The organism is Pseudomonas leptonychotis, from assembly GCF_004920405.1.
Lineage (GTDB): Bacteria > Pseudomonadota > Gammaproteobacteria > Pseudomonadales > Pseudomonadaceae > Aquipseudomonas > Aquipseudomonas leptonychotis.
Genome location: NZ_RFLV01000002.1, coordinates 495,069 through 508,817 on the forward strand (window position 1 = coordinate 495,069; position 13,749 = coordinate 508,817).

Genomic DNA, 13,749 nt, shown 5'->3' on the forward strand with positions numbered 1-13,749 from the left:
GCGGCACTAGCAAGCCTAATAGTGGGCGACTAAGGTCAACCTATATGACTGACCTCGCCCTACGTTCACTCAGGCTGCCGTCCATGCCCGCTCCCTCCCAGTTGATTGATGACATACGCGACATGCTGCTCGATTGCGGCCTGCTCGATAGCCTGACACCCAATGAGCTGCTCAGCGCGGCGGGGTATTTCAATGTCAGCACATACACTCCAGACCAGAACATCTGCCTCGAAGGCGATGCAGGCACCTTTATGTGCATCATTCATGCGGGGGCCGTTTCGGTGCGTAAGATCAACTCTGCTGGCGAAACCGTCGAGTTGGCCAAACTGCGCAAAGGTCGTGCCTTTGGCGAAATGGCGGTACTCGATGGCGAGCGCCGCTCGGCTAGCTGCATTGCCGTCAGCGATTGCAGCGTGTTGATACTGGCCAAGGACTCACTGGACAAGATGCTCAGCGATGCGCCCAAAACTGCCGCCAAGGTGATTCGCGCCATAGCTATCGCTATGTCGCGGCGCTTACGTATGGCCGATGGGCAATTGGTCGAGCAGCAACTTTAGCTGTCGTTAACTCACTCGCCCGACTGCTTCAACGGCTGCGCATTGCGTTCGCGCTGCTCTTGCAGCAACCGTACATCCTGATCGCTGCGCGGCTTGCTGGACTGAGGCAGTGGAGCCTGTTTGAGTAACGGCGGATTGCTGATGGTCGTGCTGGGCAAGTGCTGGGGGGCAACCGGCGCATAGGGTTGTGGTGTCGCGGTGCCTGGCGCCCCTGGTGTGGGCGTCGCAGCTGGCATTTTCGGTGGCTGTTGGGCAAGTAACGCAGTGCTGAATACTGCGCTCAGCACAAGTAACAGGATCGTCAGGCGCATGGGGGCATCTCCAATTCAGTTACTCACTTGGGCATCAGCTGCGCAGTTAAGTGCCGCAATGGCGGTTCTCACTGACCGCCTGCAAGGCTAGACTGACAGCATAGGCCAACCCCATGAGACCCAAGATGAGCAGCGATAAATCCCCCTCCGCCACCAGCAAGCTTGACCGTATCCTCGCGGACAACCAGCGCTCGCGTGAAGAAGGCTACCGTGACAAGGCATTGAAGATGTACCCGCACGTCTGCGGCCGTTGCACCCGAGAGTTCTCCGGTAAACGCCTGAGTGAGCTGACCGTGCACCATCGCGATCACAACCATGACAACAATCCGCAGGACGGCTCCAACTGGGAGCTGCTGTGCCTGTTCTGCCATGACAACGAGCATTCGCGCTACACCGACCAGCAATACTTCAGCGAAGGCTCGCTCAGCACACCTAAGACGGCTCAAGCTACGCACAACCCCTTCGCAGACCTTGCTGCACGGCTGAAAAGCAAAGAATAGGCCCCAGCCTGCCCGCCCCGTATAATCCCCGGCTTTTAATCTTGGTTGCCGTAAGGCAAAGAAAAGGCCGGATACGTGGCAAACAAACGATACAGCTGCATCGGGTTATTCAACCCAAAATCCCCGGCGAACGTCGGTTCTGTCATGCGTGCGGCAGGCTGTTACAGCGCCGCGTCGGTGTTTTACAGTGGCAAGCGCTACGCCCGCGCCCGCGACTTCATCACTGACACCCAGCGCATCTATATGGATATTCCACTGATTGGTGTGGAAGACCTGCAACAGATCATTCCTCTGGGCTGCACGCCGGTGGCCGTGGAGCTGGTTGAGGGCGCACGCCCCCTGCCGCAATACACCCACCCGGACCGTGCCATGTATATCTTTGGCCCCGAAGACGGCTCACTGAGTAAGGAAGTGCTGGACTGGTGTGAGGACGTGATCTACATCCCCACCCAGGGCTGCATGAACCTGGCAGCCACGGTCAATGTGGTGCTCTACGACCGCATGGCCAAGGGCATCAACACCAAGTCCGGGCCAGGACTCAAGTAGGCGGCGGCACCAAGGTCAACGCAACAGCTTGTTGTCCAGCACCTCGGAGGCGCTGCCCATGACGTTCTCGCTGATCTCGATAAAGTCTTTGGTGCTGGCTTTGTCGAGACGCATCAGGCCACGGGTCACGTCATCCAATGAGCGCGGCTGGGTAGTGCCTTTGGTGGCCTGACGAATTTCTCGGTCCAGCTCCTGCAACAACAATACGGCACGCGCGGTAACCGGACCTGATGAGTTATTGGTGCGCAGGCTTTTCACCGGCTTACTCCAACCGATCAGCTGCTCGCGAATCTTCTGATAACGCTCTTCGCTGAGGCCGCCGGCGCGGCGCATCAGCTCGATGGCGTAATACTCGGCCAGGCCTTCAGTGATCCAGTCGCTGCGATCGCGGGCGCGAATGCGGCTGAACACATGCACCAGCTCATGCACCAGGGAACTGGTGCCGTTTTCACTGACCAACGGACGATCGCTGTGCATATAGTAGGAGTTGGCTGCCGACAAACCGCCACGCCACATTGGGTTACCGGCACCAACGATAAGAAGCTTGTCCGGATCGCGCGGGAACACTTCCTGAGCATGCGGCCAAACAAACGTCAGCAGGGTCATCACGTCCATACGGCGCATGCCCTCGCCCACTGGCGCGGCTACGGCCACATCTGTTTCACCCAGTTTGGCGCGGCGCGTGCCGATCTTGCCGGCGACTATCCAGCCGGTCGGCCGATCAAATTTACGCTGTGGGTTATCGATACGGAAGGTGTTCTTAGCCACACGTGGCCAGCCCGTTTCAACGCTTTTCCAGCCTTTTGGCAAATCGAACTTCAGGCGTGAAACCAGTTTAACTTTATCTTTCTGCCGTAACTTTACGGGCGGCACCAGGTCGTCACCACGCAGCAGCGCCCAGTCTTCAGTGATCCGCGCATCGAAGCGACCATCGCTGCGTTCGTGGTTAATTAGCACACGATAGCTCAAGGTCGACTTGCCTTTAGCAGGCGTCCAGGTGCCAAGCTCTGAGCTGTTCTGCGTCCATTCGCCATCATCCGTCTTGAAGTCGCTGTACATTTCATCGTCGCCTAGGTTGAAGGCCAGACTGATGACCGCATCACCTTCTTCCAGGGTCAGGCTAACTTCCGCCTGTTCGGTGTCTGGCAGGAATCGCACGCGATAATCCAGGTCGACATTCTTTGCCCACAGCGGCGTGCTCAAACCGAGCAGAACAGCGGACAGCAACAGACGGCGAATCAGCATGGCAACGCTCCACAGTGCAAATGAGTGACTCAGGCGATTTTAGGCTGGCATTACCGAACAAGGTTCAACCCGCGCGGAAGATCATATGGTCTTCCCAGTCATCTTCGGCCACGCTGTCTTCACTGAGCATGCGCCCAGCCTGGGAAATACGTTGTTTATGCACCTGCTCAGGGTCGCCACAGACCAAGTGATGCCAAAGCAGCAAATCCTTGCCCTCACTGACCAGCCGATAGGCACAGGTCGGCGGCAGCCATTGGAACTGGTCCGCCTGGGCCGGGGTGAGCTGGATGCAGTCGGCGACAAATTTGCGCCGGTTGCTGTAGTCAGTGCAGCGACAGGTTTGCAGGTCCAGCAGTTTGCAGGCGATGCGCGTGTAATAAACGCTGCCATCGTCCTCATCCTCAAGTTTCTGCAGGCAGCACAAACCGCAGCCATCGCAGAGTGATTCCCACTCGTCCTGATCCAACTGCTCGAGGGTTTTACGTTTCCAGAAGGGTTCGACTTTAGCGGCCATGGCGAGGGTACGGTGCGGTGTGAAAAGGCCGGCAGTCTAGCCGCTAGGCCTGCAGCGGCCAAGGACCGCAAGGCGAATGGTTAGGCGCGGCTCAATAACCGCGAGAGAATTCCACCCAACCACGCAGCTCAGCACCGGCACGCCAGCGCGTCAGGTTGTCGATAAACAGCTGTACCAGCAGGCGCGGATCGGTCGGTGCCGAGCTATGCCCGGTGAGCAGCAGACGCGGTGCATTCCAGAACGGATGCCCGGCAAGCAGCGGCTCCTGGCGACAGACATCGATCACCGCACCGGCCAAGTGGCCCTGTTCCAGCGCTGCGACCAGATCGGCATCAACCACCGCCACGCCGCGCCCAGCATTGATAAATAGCGCGCTGGGTTTGCACACCGCGAACAACGGCGCATCAAAGAGGTCGCGAGTCAGCACAGTGTCCGGCAACAGGTTGATCAGGTAGTCGGCCTCGGCTGCCAGGCTCGGCAAAGTCTCCAGCCCAAACACCTGACTAAACGGCGGCTGCTGGCGCCGGCTGCTGGCAATGCCCACCAACTTGACGCCGAAGGGCGCCAGAAATCGCGCCAGGCTCAGGCCGATATCACCGGTGCCGACGATCAACACGTTGCGCCCAGCCAAACTATGCGGCCGGCGGTTGTCCCAGCGCTGCTCGACCTGAGCGGCCAGCGCGGCGAACAGTTGCCGCTCATGGGCCAGCAAATGGCACAGCACATATTCGGCCATCACTTGACCGAAGATACCCACGGCGCGAGTCAGCGGGTAATCCCTGGGTAGCTCAGGGGCCAATAACGGAGTGATTCCGGCCCAGGTTGATTGCAGCCACCCAGGCTTGAGGCCTTGACGCAGTAGCGGTGCAAGCAGATCTGGCTGACCTAACCAGACAGAACAGCCCGCCGCCAGCGCCGCCAACTCGGTAGGCTGATCGCCGCCACACAGTTCAAGCTCGGGAGCCTGTTCGCGCAGCAAGTGGGCGTACAACGCGTGCTCGGCTTCAGCAATCAAAACACGCAGCGGGACCTTCGCAGTGGCGGGCATGGCGTTTACATCGGGTCGTTACGGCGCAGTAATTCATCGGGCAGGTGCTCGATGTACTCATCTTCCGGTGGCGGCATTTGCAGGTGATAGCCCTGCTCATCGAGGTTGGCCAGCACCTTGTGAATGTCCTCACGCGCCAGAACACGCTCTGGGGTCAGCACCATTTCAAAGGCCAGGGTCGGCGTACCAAAAGCTACCAGCAGGTTTTCCGGCACGCGCTTGAGCGCATCACTGCGCAGCACATACAGGTACATTTCGTTCTTGCGCGGGCTTTTATAGATCGAACAAATACGTTTCACGCGGACTCTCCAGTATCAGCCAGGCAATCAAGCAAGGCCTGGCCCATCAATTCACGCCGCCAGCCGCGCAGCGACTCCGGCAGCTGGTAAGGCCCTTTGGGGTAGCCGGTTTTCAGCAAGGCTTCGAGGGTTTTCTTGCGCAGCATCAGTTCCGGCACGATGTTCAAGCGTTCACCTTCGCGCTGGCCAATGCCACGCAGCGTTTTCAGCAGCGCCGACGCTTCCAGCGGCAAGGGCTCAGGCAGCGTTTGCGGCCAGCTTTCGGCTGGGCTGGCCGCCGCTTGCTTGATCAGTTGCAGAATAAACTCGCCGTCCTGGCGCACGGTTTTCGGGTGCATGTCTTCGATACGCGCTAACGCCACCAGGTTATCCGGCTGAGTGCGGGCCAACGGCCACAGTGAATGCTCGCGGATAATCCGGTTACGCGGCTGGTTACGTTTACGCGCCTGATCTTCGCGCCAGGTACACAGCGCCTTGAGCACGGCCAATTGCTGGCGTGAGAGCTTCCAGGCCAACTTAGCATCACGGTAAACCAGCTCGGGGTCGACTTCGCGGCAGAGGTTAGTCACCAGTTCAGCGCCGTCCTCCAGCACCCAGGCATATTTATCGTCCGACAGCTGCGCCTTTAACTGCGCATACACCTCAGCCAGGTGCAGCACGTCTTCGGCTGCATAGCTGACTTGGGTAGCCGACAACGGCCGCTGCAACCAATCAGAGCGAGTCTCGCCCTTGGGCAATTCGATATTCAGCACAGCCTGTACCAAGCGCGAATAGCCCATGGAAAAGCCGAGATTGAGGTAACCCGCCGCCAGCTGTGTGTCGAACAATGGCGCGGGCAGGCTGCCGGTGAGACGCAGAAAAACTTCCAAATCTTCGCTGCAGGCATGCAGCACCTTGACCACTGCTGGGTCTTGCAGCAAGTCGGTAAAGGGCGCCCAGTTACTGATCAGCAGCGGATCGATGAGATAGGCCCGTTCGCCTTCGCTGACCTGCAGCAGACCGGCAATTGGGTAGAAGGTGTCGACCCGCATAAATTCGGTATCGACCGCCACAAACGGCAGGTTGCGCCAGGTTGCACAATGCTGCGCTAGGCTGGCGTCATCGCCAATCCACTGAATATCAATCGCCACACGGCTCTCCCCTGAAGAATGCCGCGCAGTATATACGCCACACTCCATAGCCGGGCATTCGCGATGCGCGACATGGCGCAGAAGCGTTATTCTGCGCGCCTGCATCTGACCACCTTTATCACAGGGAATAACAACAATGAAGAAACTGCTTGGCCTGCTCCTGGCCCTAGTCGCGGCTGTCGCGATTTACCTGGCGGTCACCCCCAGCCCCATCGACCCGCTGGCTTGGCAAGCGCCGGCTATTGCACCGATGACCGGCGTGCTGGAGCCCAATGACACGTTGATGAAAGCCCAATTGCTCGGCCGCGGCCAGGTGCACGGCCCGGAAGATACCGCTGTGGACGCCCAAGGCCAGGTATACAGCGGCTTGCATGACGGCAAGATCGTGCGGATCAAGAGCGACGGCAGCATGGAAACCTTTGTCGACACTAAAGGCCGCCCGCTGGGCATGGACTTTGACGCCGCAGGCAACCTGATCGTCGCCGACGCCTACAAGGGCCTGCTCAGCATCAACACCCAAGGGCAGATCAAGGTGTTGACCACCGAAGCCGAAGGCGTGCCGTTCAAGTTCACCGATGACCTGGATATTGCCCGCGACGGCACCATTTACTTCAGCGATGCCAGCCAGCGTTTCGAACAGCCCGACTACCTGCTTGACCTGCTCGAAGCCCGCCCGTGGGGTCGTCTGCTCAGCTACAACCCGAGCAGCGGCGAAACCAAAGTGCTGCTCAAAGACCTGTACTTTGCCAATGGCGTAGCGCTGTCAGCGAATGAAGACTTCGTACTGGTCAACGAAACCTACCGTTACCGCATCACCCGTTACTGGCTGAGCGGCGACAAGGCCGGCACACACGACATCTTTATCGACAACCTGCCAGGGCTGCCAGACAACCTGCAGGGCGACCGCAACGGTACCTTCTGGGTGGCCCTGCCGAGCCCACGCAAGGCCGACGCTGACTTCCTGCACCGTTATCCATGGCTAAAAACGCAGATGGCCAAGCTGCCGCGCGCTTTTTGGCCCAAGGCCGTGCCCTATGGTTTTGCCATTGCACTTAACGAACAAGGCGAAATCACCCAGAGCCTTCACGACACCAGCGGCACCCACCTGCGCATGATCACCTCGGTCAAACCAGTGGGTGACTACCTGTACTTCGGCAGCCTGGACAACGATCGAATCGGTAAGCTGAAAATCCGCTAGGTTCTACGCTCGCAAAAAAAGCCCGCGCAACTGCTTAGCTGCGCGGGCTTTTTAATGGTTGGCATGCGCCTATCTGAGCTTTTCGGCAATCCAGATGGTGTGCCGGGTGCCCTTGTTGCCATGGGCATACACCTGCACTTCCTCAACCTTGAAGCCGGCCTTACGTATTTTGTCGCTGAACAGCCGGTCGGCGCTGGCTGACCACACCGCCAACACGCCCTTGTTGCGCAACGCCTGATGGCAGCGCTGCAAGCCCTGAGCCGAATACAACCAGCCGTTGCGCTTCTGGGTCAGACCTTCAGGGCCGTTGTCCACGTCGAGCATAATCGCGTCATAACGCTGATCAGCGCTCTTCAAGCAATTGGCCACATCGTCCTGAATTACCCGCGTGCGCGGATCAAGAATGGGGTAACCGGCCTTGGCGCCTAATGGGCCACGGTTCCACTCCACCACCCCTGGCACCAGTTCAGCCACTTCCACTTCGGCGGTTTTACCTAGGTTTTGCAGCGCAGCCGCCAGGGTAAAGCCCATGCCCAAACCACCGATCAGCACCCGTGAGTCAGGCCGCCCGGCGACTTTTTTGCACGGAATAGCCGCCAGGGCATCTTCGGAGCCATGCATACGCGTGTTCATCAACTGACCACCGTCACCACCGGCAATCTTGATGACGAAATCCTCGCCGTACTCGAACAGGCACAATGCGCCCGAGCCATCGGGAATCGGAGCAGTATCGAGCAGTACAAAACGCTTCATGGGTCGCAGCAGCCTGAGTCTTGGAAAAACGGGCAGGCAGCATGCACACAAACGCGCAAAGATGCAGCGTCCTGTCGGCAGAAAAATCTATGCGCCGGCACTTTCCGTCAGCCGCGGCACAGGGTTTATGATGCCCGCTGTCTCTTTGCCCACAGGATGACCGGCATGCCCATCGCTCAATTGATCAGCGCCGCGCAACTGCAGCAGCGCCTCGCGCAATCCAACCTGCTTCTGCTCGATTGCCGCTTCGCCCTGGATGACCCGACCTACGGCGAGCGCAGCTATAGCGAAGGGCACATTCCCGGCGCACAGTTTGCCGACCTGGAACGCGACCTTTCCGGCCCCATCATTAAGGGTGTTAGCGGCCGTCATCCGTTACCCGCTCCCGCATTGCTGTTGCAGCGCCTGCGTGAGTGGGGCCTGGAAAGTGACAGTGACGTGGTGTTGTATGACGACGGTCCCGGCGCTTTTGCCGCCCGCGCGTGGTGGTTACTGGCTTGGCTGGGCAAGCGCGATAACGTTTACCTACTCGACGGTGGCCTCAAGGCCTGGCGTGAAGCCAGCGGGGCGTTGACCCACGACCTACCAACCGTGGCGCCCGGCACCTTTACCGGCAGTGCCGATGCCAGCCTGCTGGTCAGCGCGGCGCAGCTGCAACAGCGCTTGGGTGATAGCCAGCTAACCCTGCTGGATGCCCGCGGCCTGCCACGCTTCAAGGGTGAAGTGGAGCCGATCGACCCGGTGGCCGGACATATTCCCGGCGCGCAATGCGCAGCGTTCACCGACAACCTGGACAGCGACGGTCACTTCCTCAGCCCCCAGCAGTTGCGTCAGCGCTTTGCCGCGCAACTCGGTGAGCGCCCGGCCAATGAGCTGGTCGCTTACTGCGGCTCAGGCGTAACCGCCTGCCATAACCTGTTCGCCCTTTGCCTGGCCGGCTACCCGTTGGCGCCGTTGTATGCCGGTTCCTGGAGCGAGTGGATCACTGACCCAGCCCGGCCTGTGGCCACGGGCGACTGATTTCAGCTCATGCTGGCTGGCCGTGCGGGTATCGCCAGCCGGCCATGGTTAAGTACTAACTGGAATATAGACAATAACCGAAAGCCGAAAACAATTTAAAAACAGTCCTTTACAGTACAAAGGTCGCACTACACTTCAACATAAGCGGCTAACCCCGCTTCCGGTGGGGCCTTTATCAGAATAAGTCACAGCTGCCAGCGCCCCGGCCCCATCGGTCACCTGCTGCCGAGGGCTTTATGGGAATCGCCGCCTGCGAGTTAAGCCAGTACGTCATCCGCCCTACCCTGCTCTACCTGGGCCGCCATTCCGACGCCGCAGAAGCCTTGTTGCTCGGAGCCGCTGCCAGCCAATCCGGGCTCGGCTCGGCCCTCGATGACAAACACGGGCACGGCCTTTACCGCATTGCTGCACAGCGTCATCAGCAGCTCTGGGATCAGCACCTGGCGCTTAATCCGGACCTCGCCAGCCAAGTGCGCGGCCTCGCCAGCCAGCATGCCTTTCTCGCTGCGCCGCATGTCGAACTGACCGTCAACCTGCGCTATGCCACAGCGATTGCCTGGATGCTGATTGAAACCGAACACCGCGAATTACCGGCCGCCGATGACCTGCTTGGCATGGCACAGGTGTGGCGCCGCGTGTTCAGGCCCCACGGCCGAACGAAGGACTTTATCGCCGCCTGGCAACGCTGCGTCGGCAGCCTCAGCCAAGTGGCGTAAAGCGGTGACAGTCGCGTCACATCGTCCGACAATCTCAAGCCAGTTAGCAGAACATCGCTGCAATTAAACGCATAAACCGCTCTATCTCGGGAACCTTGAGGACTAGCAAGGGTCATGGAAAGTTGTTAATTTCCGCCCCCCGCTAAAACCTAGGAGTTCCCCGTGAGCAAAAGAGTCGTCAAGACCTGCCTATCTCTTGCCCTTGTATCTGCCACCAGCCAAGGCTTTGCCAGTGGTTTCGCGATCAACGAACAAAGCGTCAGCAACATGGGAACCGCTTTCGCTGGCCGCTCCTCCTCTGCCGATGACGCCAGCACTGTTTTCGGCAACCCTGCTGGCATGTCGCGCATCAAACGCGAACAAATCAGCGGCGGCATATCACTGATCCACGCCAAAACCGACATCGACAACGCCAGCGGTTCAGCCTCCGGCAGCAATGACGGCGATATGGTGCCGTTTATCGGGGCGCCTATGGGCTATTACGTCAAGCCGCTGGACGATAGCTGGAGCGTGGGGCTAGGCCTTTATGTGCCATTCGGTTTGGTGACCGACTACGAGCGGAATTTTCAGGGGCGCTATCACGGCGACCGCAGTGAAGTGCAGGTGATTACCCTGCAGCCGACCGTGAGCTATAGGTTTAACGAGCAGTTGTCGATCGGCTTCGGCCCTACCATCAACCGCATCAATGGCGAGCTGACCTCGGCTGCCAACGACCCACTCACCGGCAATGATGGCAAGGTCGAAATCAAAGGTGATGACACAGCGCTTGGCTACAACCTCGGGGTGTTGTTTGAAGTTACCCCACAAACCCGCTTCGGCCTGACTTATCACTCCAAGGTGGATTACCGCCTGAAAGGCGATACCAAGATTTCCGGCCCCGGTTTCATTGCCACATCAGCGGGCACCTACGACGCTTCACTGGAGCTGACTACGCCGGAGTCGGTGGATTTCTCGGTAACCCACGAACTGGATGCCGACTGGACTCTCTATGCTGGCAGCACCTGGACACGCTGGAGCCGCCTGGAAGAAATCCGCGTTGATAACAAAGGTGTTCAGGGTTTGCTCACAAGCCGAGCAAGCAGCATCAGCGAGCCGCAGAATTGGCACGACACCTGGGCACACGCCATAGGTGCCGCCTACAAGCTGAACCCGCAGTGGACCCTACGCGCCGGCATGGCCGTGGACCAGTCGCCGACCAATAACACCGACCGTTCACCACGCATCCCAACAGGTGACCGCACCATCTTCAGTCTAGGCACGGCCTGGAGCCCGAATGCGGATGTAACCCTCGACCTGGCATACTCCTACCTGATGGAAGACGACACCCACATCGAGAAAGATGACTATCAATCCACGTATAAAAACAGCGCCCATGGCCTGGGTGCACAAATGACGTACCGCTTCTAATTCAACCGGTGGTTTGGGTTACACTCGCGCGGCGCCTACAACAATAAAGAATTGTCTGGAACAATTTTAACGTCGCGCAGCGACCGCCCGCGGGTGGCCGCCATGGATGGCAGGCTCATACCGTCTGAGACAGCCCTTATGACTGCACTGTGCACAGCCTTGCCCGAACAGCTCAGCCTGTTGTTGGTGGATGACCACCGTATCTTTCTCGATGGCCTTAGCCTGGCCCTCGCACCGCTCTGCGCCGACCTGCAGGTGCGCACCGCCGAATCGGCTGCCGCCGCTGAAGTCTGCCTGCAAAACGCCACGTTCGATCTGATTCTGCTTGATCTGCGCCTGCCCGACATGCCGGGCCTGGAGTTGCTGCAACGCTGGCAACAACAAGGCCGCATGACCCCCGTGGCAATCCTTAGCGCCAGCGATTCAAATTTGGATGCCCAAGCCGCGCTGGCGGCCGGCGCGCTGGGGTTTATCCCGAAAAGTGCCAATAGCGATGAACTGCGCCAAGCGGTCACCCGCGTACTGCTGGGGGAAACCCTACCGGCACCGCAGACTGGCGATAAACCGCAACTCACCCCGCGGCAGATGGAAATTCTCCAGTTACTCGCCGAAGGCTTGCCGAACAAGTCCATCAGCAGACAATTGGGCGTGTCCGAAGACACGGTGAAAACCCATCTCAAATCACTGTTTCAGGAATTCTCAGTGCATACCCGCACGGCCTGCGTCAGTGCGGCGCGGCAACGGGGTTGGCTTTGACCTGCACCGGCAGGAGCACCGCAAGAGCCTGACGCAAACGGGCCGGCAACAGGGGCTTACCGAGCAAGGTGACATGGGCACGGGTGCAGCGCTCGTGCAAATCTGCGCTGACATCGGCAGTAATCAGCAATGCCGGAAGCATGCGCCCAGCCTCTTCACGCAAACGTTCGATGGCGCGCAACCCATCCTCGGTGGCCGCCAGGCGATAGTCGCTGATCAACACCTGTGGCTGGACCTGTGCAACATACTCAAGGGCCTGGGCAGGATCAGCACAGGCCCACACCTCACAGCCCCAACGCTGCAACAAACCGGTCAGGGCTTCACGCCCGGCCTCGTCGTCTTCCAGTAACAGCACCCGCCCGCTCAAGGCATTTACTGGTGCCGCAGGCGCTTGCCATTCCCCGGCTTCAGCCGGTGGCAATTGCAGAACAAATCGTGCACCCGCCCCCAGGCTTGAGTGCAGTTGCAGGCCGTGCCCCATCAACTGAGCCAGTTGTTGCACGATGGCCAAACCAAGCCCCAGACCGCGCTCGGCATTGCGCCCAGGGTTATCCAACTGGCGGAACTCCTCGAAGACCTGGCCTTGTTCTTCTTCGCTCAAACCCTGGCCATCATCGCCAACCTCAAGCTGCACCATGCCCTGCTCCATCCGAGCGCTTAGCCAAACATGCCGTGCCTGGGCATGGCGCAAGGCATTACTGAGCAAGTTGCGCAACACCCGCTCAAGCAACAGCGGATCACTGCGTACCCAGAGTTCCTCGCATTGCAGTTGTAATTCGACACCTTGAGCATCGGCCTCAGCGCGACTTTCACCCGTCAGGCGTGCCAGTAAAGGGCGCAAAGCGAACACTTCTGGCTTGACCTGAACCCCCCCAGGTAACGTCATACGGGTGTAATCGAACATGGATTGCAACAGCCGGCTAAGTTGCTCTACGGCAACCGCCAAACGGCTGCTGATGCGATGCACACCGGGATCCTGGTTTTGCTCCAACAGGTGTTGTGCATACAGCCCCATGGCATTCAGAGGTTGGCGCAGGTCATGGCTGGCGGCCGCCAGCAAACGCAGCTTGCGCGCGTCATCTGCCTCAGCGCGTTGGCGCGCCAGGTCCAGCAAGCGCAGATTGAGCCAGGCTCCGCGCTGACCGTGCTCTTGCAGAAACGCACCCACGCTGCCAATCAGATTGGCGCAAAACAGAAACATTCCCTGGTAGCCCAACGCCGCACTTCCCCCGGTGGCTGCATAACCCAGCAGCAGGAACAGACCGCACAACCCCCATGAGGCCAGGCTTACGGCGCGGAACGACACCCCTAACAATACATAGCCAAACAGCAGGACCAGAAACAGCCCGTCATAGGGCATGGCAACGCCTTGGCTCCAGCACAGGTGGATGATCACGGCAACGCAGGCGCCGTTCAGTCCGTAAGCCATTACATACGCCAGCAGCGTACGTTGCGGCGGGCTTTGCGGACGGCGGCAATAGAAAAAGGCCAGCAGCGCGACGGCTATGCCAAACAAACGCACAGTCAGCAAGGTAAGACTGATAGCCGGATCGAGCAGCAACAGGTCGAGGGTGGTGTACACCAGCTGAAAGATTACTGCCGTGCTGATGATCAGCAGCAGTCGACGGCGAATTCGCTGTACGCGGTGCTCAACAAACTCATCTTCCAGTACGTCGCTAAAGCGCATACCGCGATACCCACGGCGCTGTTGCGCCAACAGCAGAGCCTCCTCACGCTCAAGGCTCATCG

The 13,749-nt window shown here is 59.3% G+C and carries 16 protein-coding genes; 8 read left to right on the forward strand and 8 right to left on the reverse strand.

The features are described from left to right. The first annotated feature begins 83 nt into the window (after positions 1 to 83). Complete coding sequence (locus D8779_RS12820) at positions 84 to 557, forward strand: cyclic nucleotide-binding domain-containing protein (protein ID WP_136664871.1); 474 nt, start codon at positions 84 to 86, stop codon at positions 555 to 557. Positions 558 to 568: 11 nt separating this feature from the next. Here the strand turns inward: D8779_RS12820 and D8779_RS12825 are convergent, their stop codons facing one another. Then, entirely contained in the window at positions 569 to 868 is a 300-nt protein-coding gene (locus tag D8779_RS12825; RefSeq protein ID WP_136664872.1) for a hypothetical protein, read from the reverse strand. A 125-nt stretch (positions 869 to 993) separates the two neighbouring features. Between D8779_RS12825 and D8779_RS12830 the strand changes: the two genes are divergently transcribed. Continuing rightward, the gene (locus tag D8779_RS12830) at positions 994 to 1,368 is read left to right on the forward strand and encodes a YajD family HNH nuclease (protein ID WP_136664873.1); all 375 of its coding nucleotides are present in this window, start codon (positions 994 to 996) and stop codon (positions 1,366 to 1,368) included. 75 nt (positions 1,369 to 1,443) lie between these two features. Next, on the forward strand, positions 1,444 to 1,914 hold the full coding sequence (locus D8779_RS12835; RefSeq protein WP_136664874.1) for an RNA methyltransferase: 471 nt from the start codon (positions 1,444 to 1,446) through the stop codon (positions 1,912 to 1,914). Between the two features lie 15 nt (positions 1,915 to 1,929). On the opposite strand, the gene D8779_RS12840 is transcribed toward D8779_RS12835, so the two are convergent. The 5 genes from D8779_RS12840 to rnd all read right to left on the reverse strand — a co-directional run bounded on the left by D8779_RS12840 (position 1,930) and on the right by rnd (position 6,150). Then, the gene (locus D8779_RS12840) at positions 1,930 to 3,159 is read right to left on the reverse strand and encodes a hypothetical protein (RefSeq protein ID WP_205895818.1); all 1,230 of its coding nucleotides are present in this window, start codon (positions 3,157 to 3,159) and stop codon (positions 1,930 to 1,932) included. Between the two features lie 64 nt (positions 3,160 to 3,223). Then, on the reverse strand, positions 3,224 to 3,673 hold the full coding sequence (locus D8779_RS12845) for a YcgN family cysteine cluster protein (RefSeq protein WP_136664875.1): 450 nt from the start codon (positions 3,671 to 3,673) through the stop codon (positions 3,224 to 3,226). A 91-nt stretch (positions 3,674 to 3,764) separates the two neighbouring features. Then, positions 3,765 to 4,697, reverse strand: a complete 933-nt coding sequence (locus D8779_RS12850) for a D-2-hydroxyacid dehydrogenase (RefSeq protein WP_136665159.1) — start codon at positions 4,695 to 4,697, stop codon at positions 3,765 to 3,767. A gap of 29 nt (positions 4,698 to 4,726) precedes the next feature. After that, the gene (locus D8779_RS12855) at positions 4,727 to 5,020 is read right to left on the reverse strand and encodes a YcgL domain-containing protein (RefSeq protein ID WP_136664876.1); all 294 of its coding nucleotides are present in this window, start codon (positions 5,018 to 5,020) and stop codon (positions 4,727 to 4,729) included. Next, entirely contained in the window at positions 5,017 to 6,150 is a 1,134-nt protein-coding gene (gene rnd, locus D8779_RS12860) for a ribonuclease D (RefSeq protein WP_136664877.1), read from the reverse strand. The genes D8779_RS12855 and rnd overlap by 4 nt, the downstream gene beginning before the upstream one ends. A 136-nt stretch (positions 6,151 to 6,286) precedes the next feature. On the opposite strand from rnd, the gene D8779_RS12865 reads away from it, so the two are divergent. Next, positions 6,287 to 7,348: an SMP-30/gluconolactonase/LRE family protein gene (locus D8779_RS12865; protein WP_136664878.1), complete on the forward strand. Its 1,062-nt coding sequence runs from the start codon at positions 6,287 to 6,289 to the stop codon at positions 7,346 to 7,348. Positions 7,349 to 7,417: 69 nt separating this feature from the next. Here D8779_RS12865 and D8779_RS12870 read toward each other — a convergent pair whose 3' ends face one another. Continuing rightward, positions 7,418 to 8,101 (reverse strand): spermidine synthase, encoded by a 684-nt coding sequence (locus D8779_RS12870; protein WP_136664879.1) that lies wholly within the window; start codon positions 8,099 to 8,101, stop codon positions 7,418 to 7,420. A 165-nt stretch (positions 8,102 to 8,266) separates the two neighbouring features. Between D8779_RS12870 and D8779_RS12875 the strand changes: the two genes are divergently transcribed. The 4 genes from D8779_RS12875 (at position 8,267) to D8779_RS12890 (ending at position 12,000) form a co-directional block, all read left to right on the forward strand. Further along, on the forward strand, positions 8,267 to 9,121 hold the full coding sequence (locus tag D8779_RS12875) for a sulfurtransferase (protein WP_136664880.1): 855 nt from the start codon (positions 8,267 to 8,269) through the stop codon (positions 9,119 to 9,121). A gap of 236 nt (positions 9,122 to 9,357) precedes the next feature. Next, entirely contained in the window at positions 9,358 to 9,837 is a 480-nt protein-coding gene (locus D8779_RS12880; RefSeq protein ID WP_136664881.1) for a hypothetical protein, read from the forward strand. Positions 9,838 to 9,999: 162 nt separating this feature from the next. After that, entirely contained in the window at positions 10,000 to 11,244 is a 1,245-nt protein-coding gene (locus D8779_RS12885) for an OmpP1/FadL family transporter (protein ID WP_136664882.1), read from the forward strand. A 138-nt stretch (positions 11,245 to 11,382) separates the two neighbouring features. Further along, the gene (locus tag D8779_RS12890) at positions 11,383 to 12,000 is read left to right on the forward strand and encodes a response regulator transcription factor (protein WP_136664883.1); all 618 of its coding nucleotides are present in this window, start codon (positions 11,383 to 11,385) and stop codon (positions 11,998 to 12,000) included. Here D8779_RS12890 and D8779_RS12895 read toward each other — a convergent pair. Continuing rightward, the gene (locus D8779_RS12895) at positions 11,969 to 13,747 is read right to left on the reverse strand and encodes a hybrid sensor histidine kinase/response regulator (protein WP_136664884.1); all 1,779 of its coding nucleotides are present in this window, start codon (positions 13,745 to 13,747) and stop codon (positions 11,969 to 11,971) included. The genes D8779_RS12890 and D8779_RS12895 overlap by 32 nt on opposite strands. Positions 13,748 to 13,749: the final 2 nt, after the last annotated feature.